We start from the raw sequence: 13060 nt of genomic DNA, 5'->3' as shown, positions 1-13060 counted from the left end.
ATAAAACAATGAACGATGGTCTTGAAATCACATCAATGCGTGAATCTGCGGATACCGTTGTTGGAATTTTAAAATCTTTGGCGAATAGTGACCGTCTTTTAATTCTTTGTCATTTATCTCAACAAGAATTAAACGTATCGCAAATTGAAGAAATAACTCAAATTCATCAGCCTACTTTATCGCAACAATTAATGATGCTGCGTAAAAGTGATGTGGTGAATACCCGCCGTGATGGCAAGCAAATTTTTTATTCAATTAAAGATGAAAAAATGGTGCAGGTACTTAATACCCTCTATGCACTTTATTGCCCGCAGGTCTAAATGATAATGCCTGTATTATCAGGCATCACCATAAAACTTGAATACTCTCCTGCTATTTCAAAGACTTCTTAGCATTTTTTGTTCATAATATATCTAAATTTATGATTTAGATTTCAGTATGTCAGATTTCAATTCACGTTTGGCTCGTGTACTACCTGCTTGGCAATGGCTGCGAAAATACAATGCAGAAACATTGAAATCTGATCTGCTGTCTGCGTTTATTGTCATTGCCATGTTGGTACCTCAAGGAATGGCCTATGCCATGCTTGCAGGTTTGCCTCCTGTCATGGGTTTATACGCGAGCGTGATCCCCATGATCATGTACGCCTTGGTTGGTGGCAGCCCAACCTTGTCCATTGGCCCAGTCGCCATTATTTCTATGATGACCTTTGCGACGCTCAATCCTTTATTTGAAGTCGGCTCGGCAGCTTATATTCAAGCAGCTTGTTTACTTGCCCTGATGGTCGGCATTATTTCACTACTTTTAGGTGTTTTTCGTTTCGGTTTTTTAATTCAACTCATTAGCCATCCTGTTATTAAAAGCTTCATTATTGCCTCTGCATTAATGATTGCGATTGGACAGCTTAAATTTGTGTTAGACATCCCCCTTAAAGCCAATAACTTACCTGAGTTCTTATACAGCTTTTGGAAATATGTGGGACAAACCCATTTTTATAGCGTGCTCTTGGGTGTTGCTGCCATTTTATTTCTAATTTATGCCCCTAAAATCATCAACAGTAATGCCATTCGTGAGCGTGTTCGAGGTAGCGGCTTTATCTTAAAAGCCTTGCCATTGGTATTGGTGATCGGTTCAATTGCTTTGGTTTATTCATTGCATTTGCAACAAATCGGCATTAAAACAGTCGGAGAAATTCCTTCAGGATTTCCGCCTATTCAATTCCCTGAATGGAATGCACAACTTGTTCTACAACTCCTTCCTGGCGCAGCCATGATTGCCATGATCAGTTTTGTGGAATCTCTGTCTATTGCGCAAGCCACCGCCTTACAACAACGTAGTCACTTAAATAGCAATCAGGAACTGATTGCACTCGGTTTAGCCAATTTTGGCGCAGGTGTTAGCTCCTCTTTTCCCGTCACAGGCAGTTTGTCGCGTACCGTGGTCAATGCCGATGCAGGTGCAAAAACACCAATGGCAGGTGTATTTACCTCCATCGTGATTGTTATTGTCAGTTTATACTTCACGGGATTTTTCCAAGACTTACCACTGGCTGTTTTGGCTGCAACCATTATTGTTTCAATTTGGAAACTGGTCGAGTTCCAATCTTTTAAAGAAACTTGGCGTTATTCCAAAGCCGATGGTCTGGCCATGTGGGTGACGTTCTTTGGCGTCATATTGATTGATATTTCGACAGGTTTAATTATTGGGATTGTGTCCACCTTTATTCTAATGTTGTGGCGTATTAGCCGACCACATATTGCGGTAATTGGTTTACTTGAAGGCACACAACATTTTCGTAATATTCAGCGGCATCAAGTGCGTACCGCGCCACACGTGCTATCCATGCGAATTGATGAAAATCTAACCTTTTTAAATGCCAATACTTTAAAAGGCTTTTTTATTAATCAAGTCAGCCAAAACCCTCAGTTAAAGCATGTAGTGGTGAATTGTTCGAGTATTAGCAGTATTGATTTAAGCGCACTCGAAATGCTGGAAGATTTAAATCTTGAACTAAAAAAATTGAATATTTGTCTGCATTTTTCAGAAATTAAAGGCCCGGTAATGGACAAATTACAACACTCAAAACTTTTGCAGCATTTAAATGGAAAAGTTTATTTGTCACATTATTTAGCCATGCAAGAGCTTGCGCCTGAACTGACTTAAAGATCAAGAAATTGATCTTTAATTTTATCTTTAAAACTGGATGCTCAACACACATGCTTTTTGATCAAAGAGTACTTTTATCTTGCTGAAATTTAAGTAGTTTAATAAATATCACTTTTAAAAATATAGACTTAATTTTTATATAAAAATTATTTTTAAGCACATGGATATTTCAGTATAAAATAGCCGCTTTTCTTTAACCTTGTTTTCGTATGTTTTCAGCTTTTTTGCGTTTGAGTTTAGTCTCCCGAATTATGATTGCAATTGTACTCGGTGTGGCTGTTGCAATTTTATTTCCAGAATCTGCGCCCTATTTAAGCCTTTTGGGTGATATATTTATTAAAGCCCTGAAGTCTGTTGCGCCAATTTTAGTCTTTATTTTGGTCATGGCATCGATTGCCAATTTTAAAATTGGAAGCAGCAATGCCTATATCAAACCGATTATGCTGATGTATGCGATTGGTATGTTCTTGGCTGCGCTCAGTGCAGTTATTGCAAGTACGCTTTTCCCAAGTACATTATTTTTAGATGTTGCAACACAGTCAGAATTAACCCCGCCGGGCAGTCTTGCTGAAATTTTGAAAAATCTTTTACTTAGTTTTGTTGCTAACCCTGTAGTTGCCATTGCCGAAGCCAACTTTATTGGTATTTTGGCTTGGGCTGTGGCTTTAGGGATTGCCTTCCGCCATGCTACAGAGTCCACCAAAGCATTGTTGAATGATGCAGCCAATGCAGTCAATCGCGTTATTCGCTTGGTGATTAACTTTGCGCCTTTCGGTATTTTTGGCTTGGTTGCCGTGACATTTGCCGATGCAGGCTTGAGCACCTTAGCCAGTTATGCTCAATTATTGGCAGTCTTGTTAGGTACGATGTTCTTTGTCGCGTTGGTCATCAACCCAATCATGGTGGCATTTGTGACCCGCAGCAATCCTTATCCTTTAGTTTTTCAATGCTTACGCGAAAGTGGCATTACTGCTTTCTTTACCCGTAGTTCTGCAGCCAATATCCCTGTCAATTTAGACTTAGCCAAGCGTTTAGGCGTACAGGAATCAACCGCGAGTGTTGCAATTCCGTTAGGTGCAGTAATTAACATGGCAGGCGCATCGGTCACCATTACCGTTTTGACCTTAGCTGCGGTAAATACTTTAGGAATTTCTGTCGATTTTAGCACCATGCTGATTTTATCTGTGGTTGCAACGGTGTCGGCCTGTGGTGCTTCAGGCGTTGCGGGCGGCTCGTTACTGCTGATTCCTGTAGCGTGTGGCTTATTTGGTATTTCTTCAGATATTGCCATGCAAGTTGTTGCAATTGGTATGGTCATTAGCGTATTGCAAGATTCAACCGAAACTGCACTTAACTCATCTACCGATGTGCTATTTACTACTGCGGTTGACCGTGGTTTGAGTTAAGATACAATGCGTTAGGAAACTTACGCAATCATCCATTATGCCTTTTCAAACTTTACCCCTTTGGGTGCAATTTGGTGCTTTTTTTCTAGCCGTCAATGCTGGAATTATTAACGTACTCGGATTGGTGACCGTATTGCACCAGTCCGTTTCGCACATGACTGGTAACGTTAGTATCTTGGCGATGGCGCTAATCGACTGGAAACCAGAAGCCATGATTTTCTTGTTTCTGGTGATTTTGTGCTATGTGATTGGCTCATTTTATAGCGGCGTCATTTTAGGAAATAGCAATTTTCGCTTAGGGCGTCGTTATGGTTTGCCCATGAGTTTGGTGGCATTTTTTATTTTAATCTGCTGGGCATTATTGCCTTATTTCCCACGTTATGCCCTGCTTTGGGCATCGGTTGTCATGGGCATACAAAATGCCATGATCAGCTACTATAAAGGCACCATCATCCGCACCACACATTTATCTGGGGTATTGACCGATTTAGGCTTAGCTCTCGGTTATCGAGTGCGGGGCTTACAAGTTGAAAAAAGGCGTATTGTTTTACACCTACTGATTTTAATTGGTTTCTTTGTGGGTGGATTACTCGCTGCAGCCATTTATCCTACATTTAAACTGAATTCTTTTCTGGTACCTGCAGGACTCAGCCTAAGTTTGAGTTTGGTGTATTGGATTATTTATTTTCGCTATCGACATCTTCAACATTAAGTTTCGGAAATTATCATGGTTAAAAATGCACTACAGGCACAATTGCTCAAAGCGGGTTTAGTGGATAATAAAAAAGCAAAAAAACTGTCTAAACAAACCTTACACGAACAGCGCACAGGTGAAAGTAAAGATGCTGAAGTGAAAGCCAAAATTGCACAGGCACAGCAAGAAAAACTCGCCAAAGACCAAGCTATTGAGCAAGAAAAGAAAGCCGCTTTACAGGAAAAAGAACTGAAAGCAGCAATTATGCAAATGATTCAGCAGCATAAAATTCGTGATACCGATGGTGAAGTGGCTTATCAGTTTTTAGATGGCAAGATTAAAAAAGTGTATATCAATCAACAAATTTACAATGCACTCGTGGCAGGTAGTTTGGTGATTGCCAAAGAAAATGACAGTTATGCGTTCCTGCCTAAAGCTTTAGCTGAACGTATTAATAGCAAAATGGAAGGCTTTATTATTGTCAATAATGCCGAGAAAAATGAAGCCACGACAGATGAAGAAGATCCATACGCAGCCTATGTGATTCCAGATGATTTAATGTGGTAGATCACGCAAGTATTTATGCTAGGTATCTATTCAAAGCCAGTATCTGTACTGGCTTTTTTATTATGACTGCAACTTGATTGAAAACTTTCAGTAAAAACAAATAATTGAAATGTAGCAAAAAGTTACTCAGCCTTCAAATTTAAACTTTAGTCGATACACTATCTAACAATTTCATACATCAATGAAGAATTAAGGTGAATTGCAGGCCAAAATTCTAAGTGCCGTGCAGACGAAAATCAGCAACCTTAAAGCGAGGACCTTTTGCAAGAATTTAATTTTATTCAAAATATTCAGGAATGGTATAACCAATACCCTTGGTTAGAAATGCTGACCTCACTCAGTATTGTGATTCTACTGGCAATTTTAGCCAACTTTATTGCCAAGCAAATTGTAGTGCGCGGGATTCGCAAACTGATTTCTAAAATGACCTTTGCCAATAGTGAAATTATTTCACAGCATAGTGTCATCCGACGTATTGCCAACATTGTCCCAGCTGTCGTGATTATGAACGGCATCACCACCGTACCGCATTTGTCAGATAAAGTAGAAAGCTTTGTGCAAATGGGTGCGCAAGCCTTTATATTCCTGACCATTGCATTGGCAATTTCTGAATTTTTAAATATTTTTAACCTGTTCTATCAACGCAACCCTAAGTCACGCAACAAGCCAATTAAGGGCTATTTGCAGTTAGTTAAACTCATTATTTATGTGGTCTGTGCCCTCATGATTTTAGGCACTTTCCTGAAAAAAGATGTGTTTACCTTACTCGCAGGTTTTGGTGCGATGGCTGCTGTTTTGATGTTGGTTTTCCAAAATACCATTTTATCTCTAGTGGCTTCGGTACAAATTTCTTCCTACGATATGGTACGGATTGGTGACTGGATTGAAATGCCTTCTTTAAATGCCGATGGTGATGTCATTGATATGTCATTACATACAGTCACCGTGCAAAACTGGGATAAAACCCTGACCACTATTCCAACCAATAAACTCATTACCGATACCTTTAAAAACTGGCGTGGCATGCAGGAAGCTGGTGCCCGACGTATTAAACGTGCCATTTTAATTGATCAAAGTTCTGTGCACTTTATGACTGAACATGAACAAAGCAAACTTAAAGAGTTTTTGTTATTGGATCAATATTTACATAGCAAAAATGAAGAAATTGAGCAGTTTAATCAGCAGTTAGCAAATCAATCACAATACAACCAACGCCGTTTAACCAATTTAGGGACGTTCCGTGCCTATGTTGAATTTTATCTGAAACAGCATCCTGGCATTAATCAATCTCAGTCATTGATTATTCGTCAACTACAGCCAAGCAGTGAAGGTTTACCACTAGAAATTTATGCCTTTACCAAAACCACTGCATGGAAAGAATATGAAAGTATTCAATCCGATATTTTTGATCATTTGCTGGCAATTATTCCGGAGTTTGGCTTAAAAGTGTATCAAGCCCCATCGGGTTCAGATTTAAAGCAAATTGCTGCACCATTTAAAGCAAGTTCTGTCCAAAGTCTAAATCCTTTAGAAATTGACGAGGCATAATTATGGATTTATTGCTGAGCCATGTGTCGCAAAATGCTTGCATGGCTCAGTAGCCGTTTTTATTTTCAGCAAGACGATAAAATTTTCATTAAATTAAAATGCACTCGTACACTCGTATATGAATAAGAGAAAATAAAGTCTTATTTGTAAGAGCTTTGTTGAAACAAATATCTAACACTATGTTTTAATTATATTTAAATTTCCTCAAACCTTTAAATCACAGCTTGCTCCAAATTTATGTAATAAGGTCATTGCCGGTTGAAAAAGTCTAATGATTCTAAGAATTCACCTAACTTTTCAACTCACTAAAATGTGTCGCTCTTGTTAATTGATTCTGGATTCGAAAAATGATCATCAATAATTCGTCTAATGAAAGATTGAAATTCACTACTTTTGTGCTTTAGCGCTCTAGATGATCAATACACGCGCTACAGGATGAGGGGTACGAGTTTATAAAAGATCTCTAATAGACCAAATAATGAAAAGTTTAAGGCAGGACGCGGTACAACGTCGCAAAACATTGTTCTGCTTTTTCATTACTACAGAAATTAATGGTGTGCGCATTTTTCCATTTTACAAAATATTGTGAAATGTCCCCTGTTTGGTCTTCCTGATATCCAGAACAATCCACTTCATTATTGTCATATTTAACTTGCAAAATTAAAGCCGGTAACGAATTTGCAGGGTCTTGTGAAGGTTGATAATCATATACACCTGCAGACCATTCTTGACCGCTTTTAATCACCACATCGCTATTACTTTTAAAGTTGTAATATTCAATACATTTACGATTATTTGGGATTTGCATGCCCCACAGCCCCACAATTTCTGGACGGGTCACCACACGAAATTTATTGGTCGTTTCTGCTGCTACTGGCGTTAACTTGGCTGAATCTATTGTTGTATTTTCATTCGCAATCGCGCAGACAGAACATAAGCTTAAAACTGTGGTTAGATATATTTTTTTCATACATTTATTTAAAGATATAAACCGTTTAGACAACTTAGCATATTTTTAATCCAAATCTGCAAGCATAAACATAAGACAACAATTTTATTTAACGAAAATGTGACTTAGTTTACATTTAATCGACTTTGTAGGTAATGGTTATTTGATATGATCGCCTTTCTGTTGTGAACGTCACACTCATTCAAGTTTTTTTCTTAATTATCAACCCATTGCAAAAGTGAGTTTAGTACTTGCAAAACTTTAGCATACCGCAAACTATATCTTCGACTCAAAAGCAAATATTTGCCTTTGGACTGCTAGCCGTTGTGGTATTTTTTTCTTGTTTATTGGGTATTTTTACTCGCCCACTTAGCTACTTTTCTTTTTTTTGGCCAAGCAACGCCCTCTTGTTGGGGCTACTCATTCGCTTTCCATCTTTAAAAAGTTTTGGTGGAATTTTGGGTGCTTTTTTTGGCTATATGGGCGCCGATTTGGTCACAGACAATACTTTCCTGATGACGCTAGGTTTAACGCTTTCCAACTTTGTAGCTGTTTTTAGTGGGTTGTTTTTCTTTAATTTTGCCCGCGCTAAACTTCCAGCGAGCAATAATAATGTGTCAGAGCTATATCCACATATTATTGCTGTAACTTTAGGCTGTTTCTTTGGGGCTTTATTTGCCATTCTTCTGCTGCCAAATTTGCCGCACACCTTTATGTTAAAAGAAAATCGTTGGATTGATTTTTTTACTTGGTGGTCTGGTGAAATTTTAAATGCGGTAATTGTCTTACCTTTAATTTTGGCTGCCCCAGGCTGGTCTAAATTCAAAAAACTTATAAATAATCAATATGCTAAAGAAACTCAAATTCAGGATATCTTGCCCTTTTTTGCATTACTGATCTCTATCGCCTGCACCCATATTTTTTATGGACCAGGTGCATTGTTGTATCCATTGGCTGCATTAATTTGGGCAGCTGCCAGCTATCAACTTTTTAATTTGGCACTGATTAATAGCTTGGTCTGTTTAACTCTGTATCACAGCGTCACAGGCTTGTTTATAGATCAAGTGAATTCGAGTTATTTAACCACCATTATTTCTATTCGTGTGGGTTTAATTATTTTAGGTCTTGCCACGTTAATTTTATGTGTGATTAGCCAAAACCGAAATCAGTTGTATAGAGAAGTATTGTATTTGGCAAATCATGACAGTTTAACCGAAACACTGAACCGCCGTAGTTTTACTCAGTTAAGTGAAAAAGCTTTAAAGCATAAAAACAATCATTCATTGTCTTTAATTATGTTAGATATCGACGATTTTAAAAAAATGAATGATCAATATGGGCATTATGTCGGTGACCGTGCTTTGCAACATCTCTCTAACATCGTTAAAAGCAATTTACGTGATCACGATTTATTTTGTCGCATTGGTGGTGAAGAGTTCATTATTTTGCTGAACAATAATAACTTAAATAAAACTCAACGCATTGCAGAACGTATTCGTATGTGTATTGAACATCAAGCGTTAAATTTAGAAAACCTTGAACCCATTCATTTTACAGTAAGCATGGGCGTGTCACATACACACTTACCCACCAATCTCCCTTTACAAGATTTAATTATTCAGGCAGATCAGGCGCTATATCAGGCAAAAATGCAAGGTCGTAATCGGGTCATTCTTGCTTCTTAAACAAAAATAGCATACAACATCAATTTGACAATACAGATTTTCAGGATTGAAATGAAACTTGCAGAATACCTCCAATATGATGCTTTAGGCTTGGCAGAGCTGGTTGCCAAAAAGGATGTTCAGGCCTCAGAATTATTAGATATTGCGTTACAACGTGCTGAACAAACCAATCCACAATTAAATGCCATTATTATTCCTATGCATGAACATGCACGGCAGCGCACACAAACAAAATTAACAGGCCCATTTGCAGGTGTGCCCTTTTTAGTCAAAGACTTATTTCAACAATATGCAGGCTATCCGACTTCATTTGGTTGTCAGGGTTTAAAACGTGCGCATCATCTTGCAGAACAAAATGCAGAAATTGTAAATCGTTGGGAAAATAGCGGAATCGTTACCTTTGGACGTACCAACACGCCTGAATTTGGGATTAAAGGGATAACCGAGCCAGATGCTTGGGGTGCATGTAAAAATCCATGGAATTTGAAACACAATAGTGGTGGTTCTTCTGGTGGTTCTGCGTCTGCAGTTGCGGCAGGTATTGTGCCGATTGCAGGGGCAAGTGATGGCGGTGGTTCAATTCGTATTCCTGCGTCTTACTGTGGTTTGTTTGGTTTAAAACCAAGTCGTGGACGCACCCCGTGGGGGCCACAACTCAGTGAAGCCATGCATGGTGCAGCGATGCAACATATTTTAAGTAAAAGTGTACGTGACAGTGCGGCAATGCTCGATGCAACGCATGGCGCAGATGGTCATTCACTTTTCAAAATTGAAGCTCCTGAACGCAGTTATTTAGATGCAATTCAGCAAGCGCCAAAAAAATTAAGAATCGCATATTCGACCCAATCTCCGATTGGTACAGCTGTTTCACAAGATGCGATCAATGCCATTCAAAAAACCGTACAGCTTTTAGAATCTTTAGGGCATGAAGTTGTTGAAGACCGTCCGGCTATTGATGGTATGCAATTGGCCAAAGATTTTATTACCACATGGTTTAGCCAATTTGCTTATTTAATTGCTGAAATTCAAACTCGCCTGCCAAATCATTCCGATAATTTTGAGCTCGACTCTTTGGCTTTGGCTGCCTTTGGCGCAAAAACCACGTCAGTAGATTACATTCGTAATTTGAATAATTGGGGGGTATATGTCGCGCAAATGAATCAATTCTTTGAGCGTTATGATTTATACCTCATCCCTGCAACTGCCTCAGTTGCACCAAAAAATGGCGAAGTTAAAACTCCTGCATGGCAAAAACCAATTTTAAAAACACTATTACATGCAGGTAAAGCACATTGGTTAGCGCAAGGTAAATTGGTCGATCGCATTGTCAAAGAAAACCTAAAATGGGTGCCATTTACTCAACTTGCCAATATTACTGGGCTGCCAGCAATGTCTGTGCCATTGTATTGGAATAAAGATAACTTACCATTGGGTTCGCAGTTTATTGCGCCTTTTGCACGTGAAGATGTGCTTTTACAACTGGCTGCACAACTTGAAACGGCTCAACCGTGGTGGCATCAATACGCTAAAATCCGTATTTGATGTAGCAATGAGTAAGAAGCAAGCAAACTATGCTAATCCAACGTTGCTTGCTTCTATTTTTGATAAAAGAACGCTATTACCAACTAGGCTTTGGTATCACTCGACATTGACTGCGATTCTAATTGCTTTGGCAATCCCCAAATAAAACACAGACCAACGAGTGTAGATAATCCTGCAAAAATAAAAATCCATTCGCCTGAAACAATATCCCAATAATGCCCTGCCAAAATACTCCCCAGTGCAACACCTAAACCCCACATGGTACTGTAAAGTGCTTGCCCACGACCTTGTTGCCCTGCAGAAAAGTTTTGAAAAATCACCCGCATGGCAATGATATGAAATAATCCAAAACTAAAGGCATGGATGCTTTGTGCAAAAAAATGTGCAAAAAATATGGATGGAAATAAACCAACTATCACCCAACGTAAGCCTGTTAAAATTAAACATACGGCAACCAGTGAACGCCAAGACCAACGCTTTAAAAACAAACTCGCATAGGCAAACATAATGATTTCAGCAACCACCCCGACAGACCACAATAAACCGATCTGACTTGTGCTAAATCCTGCCTGACTTAAAAAATTACTATAAAAACTATAAAATGGTGCATGCGAAAACAGCAAAACCAATTCAATAATAAAAAATGAATAGACCACTGGGCGCTTTAAAATGGGCAATAAGGGTTCAAGTTGTTTTTGTGCAATGGGTGCGGTGCTTGGTTCTTGAATACTGAACGACCATAGAAGTGCCAGTAAAGAAATACTGAGTAGCAACATCGGTAACATGGAGATTGGTATAATTTCTAAAATAGCACCTATGCCAAAAACCCCGACAATAAAGCCTATAGAACCCCATTTTCGCACTTTGCCATAGAGTTCTGCACGTTTCTCGCCCAACCAAAACAAAGTCACGCCTTCAAATTGTGCCAAAATTGCATTTTGGAAAAAGCTAAAAATCAGCATGAGTAATGCAACAGACTGAAAGCTATTCGGAACAATAAAAATCAGCAACCAAATGCTGGCTTCCATCCAAGTTGCGATGCGTACCAAAAGCATCCGTTTGCCTGATTTATCGGCAATCCATCCCCAAATAAAAGGCGCGAAAAAGCGCGTTAAAATGGCAATGGAAGATAAAACACCAATTTCCTGATAATTAAAGCCTTGATCTTCTAAGTACAGGCTCCAAAAAGGCAAAAACGTCCCAACAATTGCATAGTAGAAAAAGTAGAATCCACCTAAACGTGTCGATATATTCAAGGCTTGCATCAATGTATATTTCCTTGATTTTTCAAACACATAAATAAGTGCATTTCTAACCTGATCTAAAATTTTAAGACAACCGATATATTAACACTGTAGTACTTTAATTTTGAGTGATTGGCTGATTAAAACGAAAAACCCTGAAAATCAGATCAAATTTTCAGGGTAATATTGAGAAAATTTCTTAAAATTGTTTAGCCGCAAGAAGCTTGTAGAATAATTTTAGTTTTCGGATCGACCACCACAGTGACGCGATTCATACGATAATCCATTGTTACAGGCTGACCTGGTGTAACCATTCTCACAATTTCAGCTCGGGTAAGCGCTTTAATTTGTGTTTCAGTCAAACCTGTTTTACCAACTAACTGCGCAGCAGATTCTGGGACACAATTTTGCATGGTCTGTGGCACCTGAGTTTGTTCATTGATAGGCTGATTACTACACGCAGCTAAAGTTGCCACACTTAAAACAGCCAAAACACTATATAACTTTTTCATGTTGATACTCGTTTTTAATTTCTTCAAACCAACTCAAAATAACATAACTGATTAAATATGCAGTAAATTTACTGAATAAAACTGTGATGATAGTTTTATTGATCAAAATAAATTAGATGTAAGTTTGGATTAAGTTTAATCGCAGATCACACTTAAACTCAGTTTCATCCAATCAATTGCATGTTGGCGACGCTCTTCTAAAGCATTCCATAGCGTATCTTGCGATAATATAGAATATTCCCCTTCGCGGCAGCTAAGTTCAGGCGCATTTTCATAGTCCTCAAGCCATTGTTCACTTTGATAATAGGCCTGTAATTCTTGCCAGAGCTTTTCTGCAGCTTGCCATTTTTGCTGCGCTTCTCGCATCTGTCGATGTAAATCATGCCATTGCTCATATTGTTGCTGTAAAACTTGAGCATCGTACATTTTATTTTTACTCATAGCTGAAATTCAAAAATTAAGATGACATGAGCGTAAGCTGTCATTAAAAAGTAAACATGTATTCTTTTCCGAATTGGTTTGATACTCTCTACACCCATTGCTCTATTTTATCAGCTGTCATGACTTGAAAATCTCGCCAATAATATTTCATCTGCTTCCATACCATCTCGATTCGATTTAACTCAGGGCTATAAGCTGGAATAAAATACAAATTCGTCGAAAAGTTACTTTTAAGTAGCTCTCTGTAATCAGCCATCTTTTTACTTCTATGAATCGAGGCATTATCAACAATAAGAACCAATGGAA

12 protein-coding genes and 1 pseudogene are annotated in these 13060 nt (G+C 38.5%); 8 read left to right on the top strand and 5 right to left on the bottom strand.

Annotated features, from left to right (window positions below):
* Nucleotides 1-8: 8 nt before the first annotated feature.
* From FTU58_RS10445 to FTU58_RS10420, 6 genes are all read left to right on the top strand, one after another.
* Complete coding sequence (locus tag FTU58_RS10445; RefSeq protein WP_004973501.1) at nucleotides 9-320, top strand: metalloregulator ArsR/SmtB family transcription factor; 312 nt, start codon at nucleotides 9-11, stop codon at nucleotides 318-320.
* A 118-nt stretch (nucleotides 321-438) separates the two neighbouring features.
* Nucleotides 439-2163 (top strand): SulP family inorganic anion transporter, encoded by a 1725-nt coding sequence (locus FTU58_RS10440; protein WP_180062412.1) that lies wholly within the window; start codon nucleotides 439-441, stop codon nucleotides 2161-2163.
* A gap of 212 nt (nucleotides 2164-2375) precedes the next feature.
* Entirely contained in the window at nucleotides 2376-3572 is a 1197-nt protein-coding gene (gene sstT / locus FTU58_RS10435) for a serine/threonine transporter SstT (protein ID WP_179994194.1), read from the top strand.
* A 37-nt stretch (nucleotides 3573-3609) separates the two neighbouring features.
* Nucleotides 3610-4284: a YoaK family protein gene (locus FTU58_RS10430; protein ID WP_180062411.1), complete on the top strand. Its 675-nt coding sequence runs from the start codon at nucleotides 3610-3612 to the stop codon at nucleotides 4282-4284.
* A gap of 15 nt (nucleotides 4285-4299) precedes the next feature.
* Entirely contained in the window at nucleotides 4300-4833 is a 534-nt protein-coding gene (locus FTU58_RS10425; RefSeq protein ID WP_004973493.1) for a DUF2058 domain-containing protein, read from the top strand.
* A gap of 261 nt (nucleotides 4834-5094) precedes the next feature.
* Nucleotides 5095-6381, top strand: a complete 1287-nt coding sequence (locus FTU58_RS10420) for a mechanosensitive ion channel family protein (protein WP_096901601.1) — start codon at nucleotides 5095-5097, stop codon at nucleotides 6379-6381.
* A gap of 487 nt (nucleotides 6382-6868) precedes the next feature.
* Here FTU58_RS10420 and FTU58_RS10415 read toward each other — a convergent pair whose 3' ends face one another.
* Nucleotides 6869-7351, bottom strand: a complete 483-nt coding sequence (locus FTU58_RS10415) for a hypothetical protein (RefSeq protein WP_004973490.1) — start codon at nucleotides 7349-7351, stop codon at nucleotides 6869-6871.
* Between the two features lie 230 nt (nucleotides 7352-7581).
* Here FTU58_RS10415 and FTU58_RS10410 point away from each other — a divergent pair, with 230 nt between their 5' ends.
* Together FTU58_RS10410 and FTU58_RS10405 are read left to right on the top strand one after the other, a co-directional pair.
* Nucleotides 7582-9015, top strand: coding sequence for a GGDEF domain-containing protein (locus tag FTU58_RS10410; RefSeq protein ID WP_207973578.1), 1434 nt, complete (start codon nucleotides 7582-7584; stop codon nucleotides 9013-9015).
* 51 nt (nucleotides 9016-9066) lie between these two features.
* Nucleotides 9067-10557 carry an amidase gene (locus tag FTU58_RS10405; protein ID WP_131261947.1) on the top strand — a complete coding sequence of 497 codons (1491 nt, stop codon included), beginning with the start codon at nucleotides 9067-9069 and terminating at the stop codon, nucleotides 10555-10557.
* 83 nt (nucleotides 10558-10640) lie between these two features.
* Here the strand turns inward: FTU58_RS10405 and FTU58_RS10400 are convergent, their stop codons facing one another.
* The 4 genes and pseudogenes from FTU58_RS10400 to FTU58_RS10385 all read right to left on the bottom strand — a co-directional run.
* Entirely contained in the window at nucleotides 10641-11822 is a 1182-nt protein-coding gene (locus FTU58_RS10400) for an MFS transporter (RefSeq protein WP_180062416.1), read from the bottom strand.
* Nucleotides 11823-12010: 188 nt separating this feature from the next.
* A pseudogene (locus tag FTU58_RS10395) lies at nucleotides 12011-12211 on the bottom strand (I78 family peptidase inhibitor); the annotation flags it as partial.
* Nucleotides 12212-12448: 237 nt separating this feature from the next.
* Nucleotides 12449-12754 (bottom strand): DUF4298 domain-containing protein, encoded by a 306-nt coding sequence (locus FTU58_RS10390; RefSeq protein ID WP_180062410.1) that lies wholly within the window; start codon nucleotides 12752-12754, stop codon nucleotides 12449-12451.
* An 88-nt stretch (nucleotides 12755-12842) separates the two neighbouring features.
* Nucleotides 12843-13060: transposase (locus FTU58_RS10385; protein ID WP_180062409.1), on the bottom strand; the 218-nt coding region annotated here is incomplete at its 5' end.

This window comes from Acinetobacter sp. YH12120, from assembly GCF_013418795.1.
GTDB classification, from domain to species: domain Bacteria; phylum Pseudomonadota; class Gammaproteobacteria; order Pseudomonadales; family Moraxellaceae; genus Acinetobacter; species Acinetobacter towneri.
Note: the sequence above shows the minus strand (reverse complement) of the source record. Positions and strands in the feature narration are given on the sequence as shown.